This window comes from Rheinheimera gaetbuli, from assembly GCF_054781935.1.
This window is the reverse complement of the sequence record NZ_BAAGTL010000024.1, coordinates 1-15,089: the sequence shown is the minus strand read 5'-3', so window position 1 is coordinate 15,089 and position 15,089 is coordinate 1. Positions and strand designations below refer to the sequence as shown.

The window sequence follows — 15,089 nt, the reverse complement described above, 5'->3', positions numbered from 1 at the left end:
GTCAGCGATGTTTTTATCGATCAAACAGGCACTACATTATCAAAATCAAACCAAGATTGCGCAGCTGACACAGGTTTGTTTTTTTATGCTACTACAGTATGATCGCCAGCCTGAAACAACGGGAAGCAAGATACTATGGCCTTTGTGGTATTAGATAACTGCATTAAGTGCAAATACACTGACTGCGTGGCGGTATGTCCGGTCGATGCGTTTTTTGAAGGGCCAAATTTTCTGGCGATTAGCCCAACCATTTGTATTGATTGCGGGTTGTGTGAGCCTGAGTGCCCAGCCAATGCCATAGTACAGGAAGATAAAGTACCAACTGAACAGCACGGCTTTATCGCGTTAAATGCTGAGCTGGCAGAAGTGTGGCCGAATATCCGCGAAGTAAAACCAGCACCGGCAGATGCCGATGCCTGGAATGGTGTGCCAGATAAATTGCCGTATCTGGAAATAGACTAGTTTTACGGTTACTTACCGTCGGGCTGCTCATGCTCTACTTTGTAAATAAAGTACACCGCATAAAATATACATAAGCCGATAACAATCGCCAAGCCGGTAAATGAGATAAAGATTACCGGATCATTAATAAATTCTTGCCACAGGTTCATCGCCTTGTCCTCTTGCTGTGTTGTTGGCGCAAGTTTAGGCAAAGCCATAGACAGTCTACCTGATACAGATCAAAGTTCAGCCGTTGTGATGACTAAGGCGTTGGTAAGCTTGACGCAGATCAAGTATTTGCGCGGTTAAGGCGTCGATATCGGTAGTAAGTTGGCCTAAATACAGTTCGAGTAATGGTGCGGCTTGGGCAACCTGCGGCGGGCAGTGTTGCAGCAGCAGTTGCTGCTCTAGCTGCTCCAGTGTCAGTTCTGCCTGCAGTAAAGCCTGCTTTAACGTTTGCTGTTGTATTTGGGATAGTGGCGCTGAGGTGGTGTTGTGCCGCAGCGCACGCAGTGGTTTTGTAAATTGAGTGCTGAAGTCATTCAGTTTTGCTGTCAGTTGTTGCAGCTCAGCGGCGTCTAAACTACGCTGCTGCTGTTCTAAATAACACAGCAAGAGCAGCAGATTAACGTTGACTCCCAGTTCATTCTGCCACTGCAGGCAGAGGCTTTTTACCCCGGGGTACAATGCCAGGCTAAACTGCCATAGCTGTTCAGCAGTTATCTGATCAGCTATTTTGTTGCCGCTGTTAAGCATTGTTCTGCCAGAACTGGGCGGTTTTTTGCTCCAGCTCGTCCTGTGCCATAAACCAGTCTTCTTCAATACTTGCCAGGCTGCTGCTGGCGTTGGCTTGTTTCGCCAGTAATTCAGTCAGCTCGGCTTTACGTTTGGTGTCGTAAATGTCCGGGTCGGCCATTTTTTCCTCAATAACCGCCAGTTCTTTCGTCAGCTTTTCTTGTTGTTGCTCTAACTTTTCTATTTTTTGTTTTGCCGGCCGTAGTAGGTTACGTAAATCGGCCTCCAGCCGCTTCTGATCTTTACGCACCACATTGCTGCTAGCTGGCGTGTCCGCCTGAGCGGCACTGGTGCTTTGACGTGCGTCCTGCTGCAGCCACTGGTAGTAATCGGTTAAGTCGCCATCGAACGGTGCCACCCTGCCATGGGCAACCAGGTAAAATTCGTCGGTGCAGCTGCTGAGCAAATGCCGGTCGTGCGAGACGATAACGATAGCGCCTTCGAATTCTTGCAGTGCCATAACGATGGCTTCGCGCATATCTAAATCAAGGTGGTTAGTCGGTTCATCCAGTAGCAATAAGTTAGGCCGTTGGTAAACAATTAGCGCTAGCACCAGCCGGGCTTTTTCGCCGCCGGAAAACGGTGCACAGGCCTCGAGGGCTTTGTCGCCGTGAAAGCCAAAACCACCTAGGAAATCACGCAGCTTTTGCTCGGGTACCAATGGGTCTAGCCGCACCAAATGCTGCAATGGTGAGTCTTGTGGTCGCAGCGTTTCCAACTGATGTTGGGCAAAGTAACCCAAACTTACGCCGTTGGCGTACCATACGTCGCCACTTTGCGGTGTCATGCTGCCAGACAGCAATTTAATAAGTGTCGATTTACCGGCGCCGTTGCGACCAAGTAAACCAATACGGCTGCCAGGTAGCAGCTGAAATTTAATTTGGCTTAAAATGATCTTGTCAGCATAACCGGCCTGCACATTGTCGATTTTTAGCAGCGGGTTAGGCAGGGCTTTAGGCTCGCGAAAGCTAAAACTAAATGGCGAGTCTACATGGGCCGGCGCCAGTATCGTCATGCGCTCCAGCGCTTTAATCCGGCTTTGTGCCTGACGTGCTTTAGTTGCCTGGGCTTTAAAGCGGTCGATAAATTTTTGCAGGTGCGCTACCTGACGCTGCTGTTTATCAAAATTAGCTTGATGCTGCGACAATTGTTCGGCGCGCTGGCGCTCAAACTGGCTGTAGTTGCCTTTGTACAATGTTAGCGTCTGGCGTTCGATGTGCACAATGTTGTCGGTAACAGCATCCAGAAAATCACGGTCGTGGCTGATCAGCAGTAAGGTACCCTGATAGTTGGCGAGGTATTTTTCCAGCCACAGTACGGCGTCCAAATCGAGGTGGTTGGTAGGCTCATCCAGCAGTAGCAACTCGGCGCGCTGCATTAACGCACGGGCGAGGTTCAATCGCATGCGCCAGCCACCGGAGAACGATTTTACCGCCTGTTGCTGGGCTTCACCGCTAAAACCGAGACCATCCAGCAAAATGCCGGCTTTGGCCTCTGCGCGGTAACCATCTAGCGCTTCAATTTGCAAATGAATGCTGGCCAGATCACTTTCACTGCACTCTGAACGGACTTTTAATAGCAGAGGAAATAACTGTTCGTCGCCTTGCAGTACATAATCCATAGCGCTGCAATCCAGTGCTGGGGTCTCCTGTGCTACGGTAGAAATACGCCAGCTGGCCGGAATTGCGATATTGCCGGCGTCGGCGTGGAGTTTATTTTGCAACAAGGCAAATAAGCTGGATTTACCACAGCCGTTGGCACCGACAATTCCCACCTTTTGCCCCGGAAATACGGTAAGATCGGCACCTTGAAACAAACACTGAATACCACGTCGCAGTTCAACCTGTTGCAGCTGGATCATGTTTTTTCCTGTGTAACTGAATTGGGCTGCTAATTTACCCGTATAACCGCAACAAACCAAGGCTTGGCCGATAAAATTGCCATGCCAGCCAGATGAGGCAGAGGATGACAACACGCAAAAAGAAACGTTTTATTGCCGGTGCCAGCTGTCCGAAGTGTAAGGCTGTAGATACCATGATGTTGTTTTTGGAAAACAATGTCGAAAAAGTTGAATGCGTAGAGTGTGGCCACCAGATGGTGCAGCCGCAAGCGCAGATAGCCAAAGCCAGCCGCGCTGCTGAACAAGTTATCGGGGTGTTTAAGCCCGAGTAATATTAATAATGCGGCGGTGGTGGCTCTTCTTCCGGCCGCAATATACCTTGATCATCGGGTAGGTTACGCAGTTTTTCGGCCAGTAACATTACCTGTTGTGTCAGCTTATCAATGCGTTTCTGATGTGCTAACAGCTCATTGCTCAGGCTGTTAACAGTATCTTCCTGAAATGCCAGTTTGCTCTCCAGCTCGACAATATGCAGCTGTAATTCCTGTTCACTTGGTGTCATGTTTTATCTCCCATACTTCGGCTATGCCACTGGAACTTTCGCTGATTATTTTGTTGTCGCCTAAGAAACCTACTGCATGCACTACTGCGCTGGGCGGGCGGCTATCTGGCCGCACTGATACTTGCCAGTGCTGTAGCTCTTTGCCGCTAGCCACATCCCACAGTGCCAGCTTGCGGGTTGGTGCGCCGGTGGCGAGGTACTTACCATCAGCACTAAACTGCACCGCGCTGAACACCTGCTGGCGCGCAATAAACTGCAATTTGCTAACTAACTGGCCGGTTTGAATATCCCAGATTTGGGCTAAATCCTGGCTGTCTGCGGTAAAGGCGTAGCGGCCCTGAAGGTCCAATGCGACTTTAGTTACGCGGCTGGGGTGGCTGAAGCTATAGATAATTTGAGCACTTTGTGTATCCCATAAATGGGCTTTGTAATCGTTACCACCTGTCAAGGCGTAACGGCCGTTCGGCGACATAGCTACACTGTTAACCCGTTCGGTATGGCCCAAAAACTCCAGTCGTCGCCCGCTTTGTAAGGTAATATGCTGAACACCGCCATCACTCTTGCCAATAAGTAAGTGTTTGCCATCGTCTGACACTGCAACGTCCCGCACTGTCGCGGTATCAAGCTGCCAGTAACCCTGATTCTCCCCATTGCTAATGCGCCACAATGCATAGGTATGTGCATCTGCGGTTAGTACATGGCTGTTATTGCTACTTATCGCCAGGCTAAACACCAGATTGTCGCTGCCATCCTGATGCCGCCATTGATAGGTTAAAGCATTGTTGTTCAGATCCCATAGTGCTACACCATCTTGAATTGACGATACGGCAGCATAGCGACCATCTGCCGATATTGCAGCGGCATAACTGCCCTGCGCTACATGCGAAAACTGCTGTATTGGTGCTACTGCGATCATTTTTTCACAGCCACTGAGCAGAAACGGCAGAAAAAATAGCGGATATTTCATCTCGGGTGTTAACCTCATCCTCGCAAACCGTTAGTATAGGTCAGTTCATTGGACACTATTAAAACATACTTTTGCAGCCTGGCTGCGTAAATATTGGAGAACCGGATGCGCTTAGTTAGCAAAATGTCACTGATTGCAGTGGCTGTTTTTTCCCTTACGGCTTGTCAGAAAGAAGCTGAACAAAAACCAGTAGTACTGGACACTGATGCGGCCAAACAATCTTACAGCCTGGGTGTGTCTGTTGGCCGTTACCTGGATGGCACGCTGGATGAATACAGCAAAATGGGTTTATCACTGGACAGCGCGTTAATTTTACGCGGTGTACAAGATGCTATTGCTGAAAAAGCGCAATTGTCAGAAGAAGAAGTTCAAGCGATGATGACAGCACTGGAAGAGCAGTTCCGTGAAAAACAAGGCGCTATTGCAGAAGCAGAAGCTGCCCAGGCGATTGCTGTCGGTAAGACCTATCTTGAAGAAAATGCAAAAAAAGAAGGCGTTACCGTTACCGAATCTGGCCTGCAGTATGAAGTGTTGCAGGCTTCAGAAGGGGCCAAACCTGCCGCTACCGATACGGTTAAAGTGCATTATACAGGCACCTTGGTAGACGGTACTAAGTTTGACAGTTCTGTCGACCGTGGCGAACCTGCTCAGTTCCCGTTAAACCGCGTAATTGCGGGCTGGACCGAAGGCGTGCAGCTGATGAATGTTGGCTCTAAGTTTAAGTTTACTATCCCGTCAGAGCTGGCTTACGGTGAGCGTGATATGGGCGTGATTAAACCAAACAGCGTACTGGTATTTGAAGTAGAGCTGTTGGAAATTATTGCAGCTGAATCTGCAGCTCAGTAACTATATACAACTCAAAAAAGCGGCTAATGCCGCTTTTTTGTGGTACTGCGCGTAGCGCTATGCAGAAATGCTGCTGTCGCTATGTTTTTCGTGCAAAGTATTTATAAGTTCATCTTCATATTCAAAGCGCTCTTCCAGTGCCTGCCCCAGTTCTGACAACTCCCGATCAAAAGCTCCGCTGTGGCGTGTGCTCAGATGCTCGGCGTAGTTGTCATTAAAATTCAAGGCCAGATCGGTAGAGACTGAAATTTTCGGGTACAGGCTGTCAGCTAGTTTACGGCTATCTGTACCATTTACAGCGCATTCTGAGACAATACGCTCGTATACTTCAAAATGTCCGGCGGACAAATAGTCAACGAGCAACTGACAGAACTCTTGCACTACATCCTGTGAGGGCATAGTGGTTCTCTTGTGGTCAAAGGGCGGCAAGGCAGCCAGTTTGCAGTAACTGACAATTAGCTGCTGACGTTCTTCAAGCCAAGTATCAATGGCGCCAAGAGAGCCCCCCCATTTTTGTTGCGCTTTCTGCACACGGGTGTACATTGCTTTCTCCTTAAGTGCAGCAGCCTTGCTGCAGTAAGTTCTAATTAAATGAATTTTACGCTAAAGATCAACCGTTTTTTTATTGGTCGGGGCAGTCAATAGCACCTATGATACTGTCTGTATCACGTCAGTAGCAGGAACATCAGATGATTAAACACAGTATCAGCCCGATTCAATCTCAGCAAGGGCTTTGGTTGGTGTTAAACCGTGGCCGGCTTTGGTTGAATGCACTGCAGCAGTTACCGCTTTGCCGTTACGCCGAGTTACCGCTGTCGGCAGAGCCAGAACAAATATGCTGGCTGGGGCAGATAGAGGGGCAGGATGCGTACCTGGTTGTTAATCATGACCACATAGAGCATGAGCAACATTGGGTATCGCCTCGGGAGCTACTAAGCCATGGTGAGGCTGTGTTTGAGTTGGCTGCACGCGCAGTGCAGGTGGCGTTATTTTTACAAACGCATCGTTTCTGTGGCCAATGTGGAACAGCAATGCTGTTGGTGAACTGGGAGTTGGCGATGTTATGCAATAAATGCGGTCATCGCTGTTATCCGCGGATAGCACCTTGTGTGTTAGTTGGCGTTGCTCATCAGGGTAAAATTTTACTAGCGCGTTCCAGTAGGCACCGGCAAGGTTTTTTTTCTATTTTGGCCGGTTTTGTTGAGTCTGCTGAAACGCTGGAGCAGGCTGCAATTCGTGAAGTAAAAGAAGAAGTTGGTGTAGATATTACCAACTTGCGCTACGTCGGCAGCCAGCCTTGGCCATTTCCGCATTCACTGATGACTGGATTTGTTGCTGACTACGCAGGTGGCGAGATTGTCTGTCAGCCAAAAGAGATAGAAGAAGCGGCTTGGTTTGATTTCAGCGCTTTGCCAGAGGTGCCACCAGTAGAAACCTTGTCCGGACAGATTATTCGGCAGTTGCAGAAAATTGCAGGCAAATAAAAAAGCCACATAATGTGGCTTAACTAAATTTTGCGAGGTCTCGTTTTACCGAGCTTCTTACTTGTTATTCTTCACTAGCGCAGCAATGTTATAGCAGATCAATTTTAGTATGACAAGGGCTATACAGAAAAAACCTGAATAGAAGCTTTACCGCGAAACAATAGGCGCCGCGCAGGCTTGATGCTAAAATAACGTCAATTTGATTGATGATGGGTTTATTATGCAGCTTAAAAATGATCGCTACCTCAGAGCTTTGTTAAAGCAACCGGTGGACCGTACACCTGTATGGATGATGCGTCAGGCAGGACGTTATTTACCAGAATATCGTGCTACCCGCGCGCAGGCCGGTGATTTTATGTCGCTGTGTAAAAACCCTGAACTGGCTTGTGAGGTAACATTGCAGCCATTGCGACGCTATGCTTTAGATGCCGCTATTTTGTTCAGCGATATCTTAACTATCCCCGATGCGATGGGGCTTGGCCTGTATTTTGGTGAGGGAGAAGGGCCAAAGTTTCAGCGGCCGGTTCGTGACTTTATGGATATAGTTAACTTGCCCACCCCAGATCCCGAGCAAGAGCTACGTTATGTTATGGATGCTGTGCGTACTATTCGTCGCGAACTAAGTGGCAGCGTACCTTTAATTGGTTTCTCTGGTAGTCCGTGGACACTGGCAACTTATATGGTAGAGGGTGGCAGTAGTAAGACCTTTGGTACTATTAAGAAAATGATGTTCAGTGAACCAGAAGCGCTACACCTGTTACTGGATAAACTGGCACAAAGTGTAATTCTGTATTTAAATGCGCAAATTGCCGCCGGGGCGCAATCGGTGATGATTTTCGATACCTGGGGTGGGGTGCTAACGCCACGCGATTATCAGGAGTTCTCACTCGGTTATATGCAACAGATTGTAAATGGTCTAACCCGCGAGGCCGACGGCCGTAAGGTGCCGGTGACGCTGTTTACCAAAAACGGTGGTATGTGGCTGGAGTCGATTGCTAATACTGGCTGTGATGCGTTGGGCTTAGATTGGACTATTAATATTGCCGATGCAAAAAAACGTGTTGGCCATAAAGTCGCATTGCAAGGCAATATGGACCCGTCCATTCTGCTTGGTTCTCCGGAACGTATCCGACAGGAAGTTCAAATGATACTGGATGGTTTTGGTCAGGGGCCCGGCCACGTATTTAACCTGGGCCATGGCATCACACCTGATGTTGATCCTGAGCGGGTTAGCGTGTTTATCGATGCGGTACATGCATTTAGCCGTACTTATCACATGAATAATGAGATCGTTGAATAACCATTAACTTACTAAGAGACAACCCGGCGTTGTCGGGTTGCTCTGCTAAGATTTAACTCAATTGGTTGCTATAGTCTGATAATCGGCAATTAAGTCTTCGAAGCCCTGAACTGTCCAGTTTCGTTTTTTCGCTTCAGCGAGTGCCTGACGCAGCATGGATTCGCCCCGGCTTTGTTGGCCAAGTTCGATAAAAGCCACACCCAGAGTTGACAGCAAATTTGGATTGTTTGCATCGATAGTCCGTCCTTGCTCTGCCAACCTGATAGCTTTTTGCGGGTCGCGCAGCGTAGGATTGTCCGACATCGCCAACAAAGCGGCATATTCTGTAATTGCCGGCATATACTCCGTTAGAGCGGCAATCTCCAGATAAAAAGCAGCCTTATGAGGGTCATAGTTAACATTGTTGCTATCCAGCAATTCTTGCGCCAGTAAATAAGCAGCTTTGGCGTCGCCGCCATCTGCTGAAATAGTTAACCAATTGACAGCCTTACTTGGATCGCGGTCGCAGCCGTTACCTGTTACCAGGCATTGCGCTAAACGATATTGGGCTGCAGGGTAACCGTTAATTGCAGCTTGCAAATACCAGCTCATAGCATCTGCGTTAGACACGATACGGTTCTCTGCCAGTAATGCATAAAGATACTGATATCTAGCGGCTTCAGTTTTGGCTGCTGCCAGAATAGCGTCCATATATTCCTGATTTTCACGCTCAAACTTTCGTGTTCTTGAACTGCTTGGCGTTTTAACCTTAAAGGTATAAGACTGCATTTCAAGGCGTATCGGATCACCGTACAGATCTCTGGGCGGTTCAAACCGCCAGTTGGCAACTGCCGGTAACACATATTCTGATATAGCGTCGACAGGAAAAGATGCAACTACATGAGGCTTTTCAGTGCGGCCATCTTCATTAATGTCATAGTGGACTATTGCCCAAGCAGCAATACCTGATCTTGCAAAATAACTGGGGTACTCTGGCTCTGGTTGGCTCAAAGGTTTTACCCTGACATCGGAAGACGCATAACGGTTAGCTGTAGGATAAAGATTACTTTCCAGCGCTTGTTTACCAAACTGGCTGCTTAATGTTGTGTAGACTTCTTTACCCTGTAAGCGGGATGAGAGTTTACTTCTAAGGCCACGATATTGTTGGTCAGCTTGTGGATGATTGCGTTCTCTGGCTATTAACGTCCAGGCGTAAGCTAGGTTAATATCTTTATCCACCCCCAAGCCTTCTGCATACATCCGTGATAATAAAAATTGTGCTTCAAGATGGCCAAGCTCGGCCAATGTTTCCAATTGCGGTTTCGCTAATGCATATTCCTGTTTTTCAAACAGGCTTCGGGCGGTAGGGTAATCCGCCAACGCCTTAAATGACAGGGCAAGCATCAGTAGCGCAAACCCGTACTTTAGCTTTACCATAATAGCTCCAACAACAGTTTATTTAATTATTATGTAATTGAGTTTACAACGAATTATCAGCCAAAACAAAAATAAATCCCGCCAGATTCCAGCTTTTAATATTGTGATATATATCAATTGCTTGCATTCTAAAACAGCCGATTCAGTCCGTTTAATGCCGCTACGCGGTATGCTTCCGCCATGGTTGGATAATTAAAGGTGGTATGTACAAAATACTCTAGTGTATTGCCGCCGTTTTTTTGCATCATAATGGCCTGTCCTATATGTACTATTTCAGCTGCCCGTTCGCCGAAACAATGAATACCCAGAATTTCCAATGTATCGCGATGAAACAATAGTTTTAAACTGCCTACGCTAGTATTGGCTATTTGTGCCCGTGCCAGATGCTTAAACTGAGCACGGCCAACCTCATAAGGGATTTTAGCAGCGGTGAGCTCTTGCTCCGTTTTACCAACAGAGCTCATTTCAGGGATTGTATAAATGCCGACGGGAATATCCGTAATCAAATGCGCATCTAAATTGCCTTTTACAATGGCTTCACCGGCTAAGCGGCCCTGATCGTAGGCTGCGCTGGCGAGGCTAGGGTACCCAATTACATCGCCAACGGCATATACATTTTCACAGCTGGTTTGATAGTTTTTATTTACTTTTAGCAGGCCGCGACCATCTGCTTCAAGCCCTACAGCTTGCAAATCGAGCATTTCAGTATTACCGGTGCGACCATTTGCAAACAAAAAGCAGTCTGCTTTCATTCTTTTGCCAGATTTTAAATGTAAGACTACACCGTCAGCCGTACCTTCTATGCAGTCAAATTCTTCGCCATGACGGATAGTCATGCCTGAGTTCCAGAAATGATAGCTAAGGGAGTCAGAAATCTCAGCATCCATAAATGAAAGCAAGCGGTCACGGGTATTGACCAAATCTACCCGCACACCCAGGCCACGAAAGATTGAAGCATACTCGCAGCCTATAACACCTGCACCGTAAATAATGATGTGCTTTGGATCATGTTGCAGCGATAAAATGGTATCTGAATCATAGATCCTGCTGTGGTTAAAATCGACGTTGGCTGGGCGATATGGCCTTGAGCCTGTAGCGATGACAAATGTTTTGGCGCTAAGCTCGAAACTGCTGCCATCAGAGCTGTGAATACTTAAACGATGCGGGTCAATAAAACGGGCTTCGCCTTGATATATTTTTACTTGATTGCGGTCATAAAAACCAGAGCGTAGTCGGACCTGCTTGCGGATCACTCCGGCAGCATGTTTTAAAATTTGCGAAAAAGTCAGTTTGGTGTGCTGCTCATCAAATTGAAACAGAGGGTTTTCGTTAAATTCTATTAATCGGCTAACAGAATGCCGCAATGCTTTAGATGGAATGGTGCCCCAATGCGTGCAACCACCGCCAACTGATTGATAACGTTCTATCGCGGCTACTTTTAACCCACTTTTCGCCAGATACATGGCGGCGCCTTCACCACCTGGGCCGGTACCTATAACTATTGCGTCGAAATCAAACTTTGGTTTTGTCGTGTTTTTTCTTGCACTCACAAGTAAATCTCTCTGATATCACAATAATTAATTGAGCATATCAGGTATCGGAGACAAAAAAAGAGACCGGAGCCTCTTTTTTAATCAGCTAAAAGCGGTAACTAGCCGTTGCCAATGTTGCTGCTGTAGTTGCAGGTGGTGTTTGAATTCATGATAACGATGTTTGAAATCTACTGCTTGATATTGCGCTACCAGCTGCTGTCTATGCTGAAGTAGTAGCTGTTTTTTAATCTGATAGTAGTCCTGCATTCTAGCAATCAGCAACTCATACTCTTGTTCGAGTAATAGCAATAATTGCTCTGAATTAGGGCGTTGTTTTACATTAGCTATAGCGCGCTGTAGCTGCATTTTTGCTTTGGCCTGCTCTATTCGCTCTTCAGGCACTGTGCGCAGGTTGCAGGTTAAACCGAACCAGGAAGCTGTTTTTATAAACCACTTGGTTGGGTCGAACTGATACCATTTAATACCGTTACGGTAATCTGATTCAAAGATATGATGAAAGTTATGATAGCCCTCGCCATACGTCAAAAACGCCAAAATACCATTATCACGGGCAGAATTTTGCTCAGTGTAAGGTTGGCTGCCCCAGATATGCGCCAAAGAGTTAATAAAAAACGTAAAGTGATGGCTTAGTACCAAGCGTAGCACACCAGCTGACAATAGCATGCCGAGAATATTGCCGCTGAATAGCCCCAATACCAGAGGGATTCCAATGTTAGTTGCGATAGTTAGCCAAAGGTAGTTACGGTGTTGCCACATAACAATGCGGTTTTTTTGCAAATCGCGGCAATTATTATAGTCTGGCTTTTCTACGCCGGGATAATCACGCAGCATCCAGCCTATATGGCTATACCAGAAGCCCCGGCCGGCAGAATAGGGGTCTTTATCGTTGTTATCGACGTGACGATGATGTACCCGGTGGTCAGCCGACCAATGTAGCGCACTGTTTTGCAAAGCAAAAGCACCACCGATAGCATATAGCCATTGCAATATCGGATGAGCATCATAAGTTTTATGCGCCCAGAGTCTATGGTAGCCTGCAGTAATAGACATGCCACAGTAGCCTAAACAGATAATAGTGGCGATAATTTCTGTCCAGCCAAAGCCAACGGTTAGCGCGTACCACGGCACGCCGACAGCGGCTACTAATGTCGTGATAGAGAACAGCAGGACGTTAGTCCAAATCAGTGGGGCTTGTTTCATAAAGTGCCATTTAGCTTACAACTGTTCGCTCATTCTACTGGTCACAAGCCGGTGGTCAAGGTATAGAATAGCGTTTTTCGGTGAAAATAGGATTATCTGTGTCCAGAGCAGAACAAAAAGAGCGCACCCGACGCGCTATTATTAATGCCGCTTTTTCGCAGTTGAGTGCAGATAAAAGTTTTGCCAGCTTGAGCTTGCGAGAAGTTGCTCGTGAGGCGGGTATTGCTCCAACCTCATTTTACCGCCATTTTTCTGATATGGATGAGCTGGGTCTGACACTGGTAGATGAAGCTGGCTTGATGCTGCGCCAGTTGATGCGCCAGGCCAGACAACGGATTGAGAAGAACGGTAGTGTAATTCGCACCTCTATCGAAACGTTTATGGAGTTTGTCACCGGCAATAGCAACATTTTCAGGCTGTTGCTACGGGAACGCTCAGGCACTTCAGCTGCTTTCAGAAGTGCAGTTGCACGGGAGATCCAGCATTTTGTGGCTGAACTGGCTGAGTATCTGCGTAAAGAAACTACCTGCCCGGATGAACTTGCCCGAGCTCAGGCCGAAGCGATGGTAATACTGGTTTTTCACACCGGCGCAGATGCTTTGGACGCGCCACCAGAGCAATATGGCTATTTAACCAGTCGCACTATAACTCAGTTACGTTGGTTGGCGCATGGCGCGGCCAGTTATGGCCGCAAACCTAAAGAATAAACCGCTTTAGCTTGCACGTTTACGTAACCAAATGCCGCTTTCAATATGATGAGTGTATGGGAACTGATCAAAGACAGCTAACTGCACAACATCGTGCGTTTGGCTCAACGTCTGTAAGTTTTGTGCGAGTGTTTGTGGGTTGCAGGATATATATATAATATCATTAAAGCGGCTGACCAATTGCTCTGTGTCGTTGTCCAGTCCTGCACGCGGCGGATCAACTAACACCGTATTCAGCTGCATACCGGCCAAATCCAGTTGTTTAAGTGTGGTGCCTTGTTGCAAAGCCGCTGCGACATCTTCAGCAGACATTTGCAACACCTCTAGGTTGTCGAGCTTGTTCAGTGCAATGTTATATTGTGCTGATTTGATCGACGTTCGGGAAATTTCCGTTGCGACCACTCTATTAAAGCAGGGCGATAGTGCCACTGAAAAATTCCCGTTACCACAGTACAGCTCCAATAAATCCCCGGACAGTTGCTGTGCAATCTGCTTCGCCCAGCCCAGCATATGGAGGTTTACTGCACCATTAGGTTGGGTGAAGCTGCCTTCTACCTGCTGATATTGTAAAGTGCGACCATCCAGCTCAAATTTTTCGGTTACATAGTCAGTACTCAGCAGCAGTTTTTGCTTGCGGGAGCGGCCAATAAACTTCACCTTATATTGTCCAGCTAACGTATCTGTCAGTTGTTTAGCTTGTTCCAGCCAGCCGTTGGTCAATGGACGCTTATAAATAAGAGAAACCAATAGTTCGCCCGACAGCGTGGCCAGATAATCAACCTGATACAACTTATAACGGAGTTCGTGGTTAAACTGGATATGTTTAAGCAAAACAGGCATAAAATCTGCGATGCCGTGACAGGCAACAGGAAAATGATCGATGCGAACCTTATCACGGGTTTCTGAATCAAACATCGCGTGGTAAATATCATCGCCGTTGTGCCAGATACGAAACTCGGCACGTAAACGGTAATGTGTTGGGGGAGATCTAAACACCTCAACTGACGGTGGATTAAAATCTGTCAGTAGTTGCTGAACGGCGGCCACTTTTGCGGTAAGTTGCGCGTCATACTGTTCGGGGAAAACCTGGCCTACACTCATTATTATCTCTACTTTATCAAAACGACTATTTTAAGCCAGAGTACGTATTGAGCCAACCTTGAATATCGGTAGCTAAAGCTAAGACAAAAAAGGGAAGCTATTGCTTCCCTGAGAACGCCGGAAACTAAGTGCTTACTCTTCAGTATCGTCGCTATCCTGACGCTCTTTAGCTTCGCGTACTTTTAATGTGCGCTCCTGAAAATTAAAGTCATTCAATTTCTGAATCATTTTACTGCCATCTTTGGCTGCTACCTCAACGAAACCGAAACCGCGGCGACGGCCAGTTTGGCGATCTTTCATCAGTCTCACGTTAACAACCACCCCAAAACGCTGGAATAACTCTTTCACGGCATCTTCATTAGCACGGTAAGGCAAATTACCAACATATAGAGTAGTAGTTTCACCTTTATAGTCAGTTGCTGCTGTTGCTGTGATAATTGTTTCTGCAGCACTGCCCTTAACGTCCATCAGTACAGGAACCAGAATACCTGATAATAATATGCCTATTAGCACGAAAACTTCCTGAGCAAATCCCAAAACAGGCAGGAAGGTAAAACCAAGATAAGCCAACACTGCCAGCGCCAGTGTATACGGCAAAGAAGCACGTAAAGTGGGTAACATAATAATATCCTAAGCACTTAATTCTATTTATCGGAATGCTTTAACAACATAAAGCAGCCTTATCTTAGCGGTTGGATAATAAACCGCAACCATAAAACGTAGCCTGTTTTACCCGTGTTTGCTGTTAAAACATGCAAAAAGCTGAATTAGTAAGCAAACAACACGCTAAAAGCGTTTTTTATCACTTTAACGCTTGCGCCAGTTTAAAAACGCCCTATAATGCGCGCCATGCCACGGGGTGCTGCGGTTCGCAGGC

The 15,089-nt window shown here is 47.0% G+C and carries 17 protein-coding genes; 6 read left to right on the top strand and 11 right to left on the bottom strand.

Annotated features, from left to right (window positions below; genetic code table 11):
• The first annotated feature begins 135 nt into the window (after positions 1-135).
• Positions 136-462 carry a ferredoxin FdxA gene (gene fdxA, locus ACYVIC_RS13785; protein WP_460860835.1) on the top strand — a complete coding sequence of 109 codons (327 nt, stop codon included), beginning with the start codon at positions 136-138 and terminating at the stop codon, positions 460-462.
• Positions 463-470: 8 nt separating this feature from the next.
• On the opposite strand, the gene ACYVIC_RS13780 is transcribed toward fdxA, so the two are convergent.
• Genes ACYVIC_RS13780 through ACYVIC_RS13770 form a run of 3 tightly spaced genes read right to left on the bottom strand, consistent with a single transcriptional unit; the run spans position 471 to position 3,097 of the window.
• Positions 471-659: a DUF3149 domain-containing protein gene (locus ACYVIC_RS13780; RefSeq protein WP_460860833.1), complete on the bottom strand. Its 189-nt coding sequence runs from the start codon at positions 657-659 to the stop codon at positions 471-473.
• A gap of 28 nt (positions 660-687) precedes the next feature.
• Positions 688-1,197, bottom strand: coding sequence for a TIGR02444 family protein (locus ACYVIC_RS13775; protein WP_460860831.1), 510 nt, complete (start codon positions 1,195-1,197; stop codon positions 688-690).
• On the bottom strand, positions 1,190-3,097 hold the full coding sequence (locus ACYVIC_RS13770) for an ATP-binding cassette domain-containing protein (protein ID WP_460860829.1): 1,908 nt from the start codon (positions 3,095-3,097) through the stop codon (positions 1,190-1,192). The genes ACYVIC_RS13775 and ACYVIC_RS13770 overlap by 8 nt, the downstream gene beginning before the upstream one ends.
• 104 nt (positions 3,098-3,201) lie before the next feature.
• Between ACYVIC_RS13770 and ACYVIC_RS13765 the strand changes: the two genes are divergently transcribed.
• Complete coding sequence (locus ACYVIC_RS13765) at positions 3,202-3,408, top strand: YheV family putative zinc ribbon protein (RefSeq protein WP_460860827.1); 207 nt, start codon at positions 3,202-3,204, stop codon at positions 3,406-3,408.
• A gap of 2 nt (positions 3,409-3,410) precedes the next feature.
• Here ACYVIC_RS13765 and ACYVIC_RS13760 read toward each other — a convergent pair whose 3' ends face one another.
• Positions 3,411-3,638 carry a SlyX family protein gene (locus ACYVIC_RS13760; protein ID WP_460860826.1) on the bottom strand — a complete coding sequence of 76 codons (228 nt, stop codon included), beginning with the start codon at positions 3,636-3,638 and terminating at the stop codon, positions 3,411-3,413.
• Positions 3,625-4,623, bottom strand: coding sequence for a WD40 repeat domain-containing protein (locus ACYVIC_RS13755; protein ID WP_460860824.1), 999 nt, complete (start codon positions 4,621-4,623; stop codon positions 3,625-3,627). Before ACYVIC_RS13755 ends, ACYVIC_RS13760 begins: the two co-directional genes overlap by 14 nt.
• An 87-nt stretch (positions 4,624-4,710) precedes the next feature.
• On the opposite strand from ACYVIC_RS13755, the gene fkpA reads away from it, so the two are divergent.
• On the top strand, positions 4,711-5,451 hold the full coding sequence (gene fkpA / locus ACYVIC_RS13750) for an FKBP-type peptidyl-prolyl cis-trans isomerase (protein WP_460860822.1): 741 nt from the start codon (positions 4,711-4,713) through the stop codon (positions 5,449-5,451).
• A gap of 57 nt (positions 5,452-5,508) precedes the next feature.
• Here fkpA and rsd read toward each other — a convergent pair whose 3' ends face one another.
• Positions 5,509-5,994 carry a sigma D regulator gene (rsd, locus tag ACYVIC_RS13745; protein WP_460860821.1) on the bottom strand — a complete coding sequence of 162 codons (486 nt, stop codon included), beginning with the start codon at positions 5,992-5,994 and terminating at the stop codon, positions 5,509-5,511.
• 146 nt (positions 5,995-6,140) lie between these two features.
• Here rsd and nudC point away from each other — a divergent pair, with 146 nt between their 5' ends.
• Positions 6,141-6,935 carry an NAD(+) diphosphatase gene (gene nudC / locus ACYVIC_RS13740; RefSeq protein ID WP_460860819.1) on the top strand — a complete coding sequence of 265 codons (795 nt, stop codon included), beginning with the start codon at positions 6,141-6,143 and terminating at the stop codon, positions 6,933-6,935.
• Between the two features lie 217 nt (positions 6,936-7,152).
• Positions 7,153-8,235 (top strand): uroporphyrinogen decarboxylase, encoded by a 1,083-nt coding sequence (gene hemE / locus ACYVIC_RS13735; RefSeq protein WP_460861297.1) that lies wholly within the window; start codon positions 7,153-7,155, stop codon positions 8,233-8,235.
• 57 nt (positions 8,236-8,292) lie between these two features.
• Here hemE and ACYVIC_RS13730 read toward each other — a convergent pair whose 3' ends face one another.
• From ACYVIC_RS13730 to ACYVIC_RS13720, 3 genes are all read right to left on the bottom strand, one after another.
• Positions 8,293-9,651 (bottom strand): energy transducer TonB, encoded by a 1,359-nt coding sequence (locus tag ACYVIC_RS13730; RefSeq protein WP_460860817.1) that lies wholly within the window; start codon positions 9,649-9,651, stop codon positions 8,293-8,295.
• 128 nt (positions 9,652-9,779) lie between these two features.
• Positions 9,780-11,201, bottom strand: a complete 1,422-nt coding sequence (sthA, locus tag ACYVIC_RS13725) for a Si-specific NAD(P)(+) transhydrogenase (RefSeq protein ID WP_460860815.1) — start codon at positions 11,199-11,201, stop codon at positions 9,780-9,782.
• 84 nt (positions 11,202-11,285) lie between these two features.
• Positions 11,286-12,404: an acyl-CoA desaturase gene (locus ACYVIC_RS13720; RefSeq protein ID WP_460860814.1), complete on the bottom strand. Its 1,119-nt coding sequence runs from the start codon at positions 12,402-12,404 to the stop codon at positions 11,286-11,288.
• A gap of 98 nt (positions 12,405-12,502) precedes the next feature.
• Here ACYVIC_RS13720 and fabR point away from each other — a divergent pair, with 98 nt between their 5' ends.
• Positions 12,503-13,111, top strand: a complete 609-nt coding sequence (gene fabR / locus ACYVIC_RS13715) for an HTH-type transcriptional repressor FabR (RefSeq protein ID WP_460860812.1) — start codon at positions 12,503-12,505, stop codon at positions 13,109-13,111.
• A gap of 6 nt (positions 13,112-13,117) precedes the next feature.
• On the opposite strand, the gene trmA is transcribed toward fabR, so the two are convergent.
• Positions 13,118-14,212, bottom strand: a complete 1,095-nt coding sequence (gene trmA, locus ACYVIC_RS13710; protein WP_460860810.1) for a tRNA (uridine(54)-C5)-methyltransferase TrmA — start codon at positions 14,210-14,212, stop codon at positions 13,118-13,120.
• A gap of 132 nt (positions 14,213-14,344) precedes the next feature.
• On the bottom strand, positions 14,345-14,833 hold the full coding sequence (locus ACYVIC_RS13705; protein WP_460860809.1) for an RNA recognition motif domain-containing protein: 489 nt from the start codon (positions 14,831-14,833) through the stop codon (positions 14,345-14,347).
• Positions 14,834-15,089: the final 256 nt, after the last annotated feature.

Coding starts and splice junctions, on each gene's coding strand:
- ACYVIC_RS13730 (WP_460860817.1), bottom strand. CDS start 9,651: ATGGTAAAGCTAAAGTACGGGTTTGCGCTACTGATGCTTGCCCTGTCA.
- ACYVIC_RS13720 (WP_460860814.1), bottom strand. CDS start 12,404: ATGAAACAAGCCCCACTGATTTGGACTAACGTCCTGCTGTTCTCTATC.
- trmA (WP_460860810.1), bottom strand. CDS start 14,212: ATGAGTGTAGGCCAGGTTTTCCCCGAACAGTATGACGCGCAACTTACC.
- ACYVIC_RS13705 (WP_460860809.1), bottom strand. CDS start 14,833: ATGTTACCCACTTTACGTGCTTCTTTGCCGTATACACTGGCGCTGGCA.
- ACYVIC_RS13780 (WP_460860833.1), bottom strand. CDS start 659: ATGGCTTTGCCTAAACTTGCGCCAACAACACAGCAAGAGGACAAGGCG.
- nudC (WP_460860819.1), top strand. CDS start 6,141: ATGATTAAACACAGTATCAGCCCGATTCAATCTCAGCAAGGGCTTTGG.
- ACYVIC_RS13760 (WP_460860826.1), bottom strand. CDS start 3,638: ATGACACCAAGTGAACAGGAATTACAGCTGCATATTGTCGAGCTGGAG.
- ACYVIC_RS13775 (WP_460860831.1), bottom strand. CDS start 1,197: ATGCTTAACAGCGGCAACAAAATAGCTGATCAGATAACTGCTGAACAG.
- fdxA (WP_460860835.1), top strand. CDS start 136: ATGGCCTTTGTGGTATTAGATAACTGCATTAAGTGCAAATACACTGAC.
- ACYVIC_RS13755 (WP_460860824.1), bottom strand. CDS start 4,623: ATGAGGTTAACACCCGAGATGAAATATCCGCTATTTTTTCTGCCGTTT.
- ACYVIC_RS13770 (WP_460860829.1), bottom strand. CDS start 3,097: ATGATCCAGCTGCAACAGGTTGAACTGCGACGTGGTATTCAGTGTTTG.
- fkpA (WP_460860822.1), top strand. CDS start 4,711: ATGCGCTTAGTTAGCAAAATGTCACTGATTGCAGTGGCTGTTTTTTCC.
- ACYVIC_RS13765 (WP_460860827.1), top strand. CDS start 3,202: ATGACAACACGCAAAAAGAAACGTTTTATTGCCGGTGCCAGCTGTCCG.
- rsd (WP_460860821.1), bottom strand. CDS start 5,994: ATGTACACCCGTGTGCAGAAAGCGCAACAAAAATGGGGGGGCTCTCTT.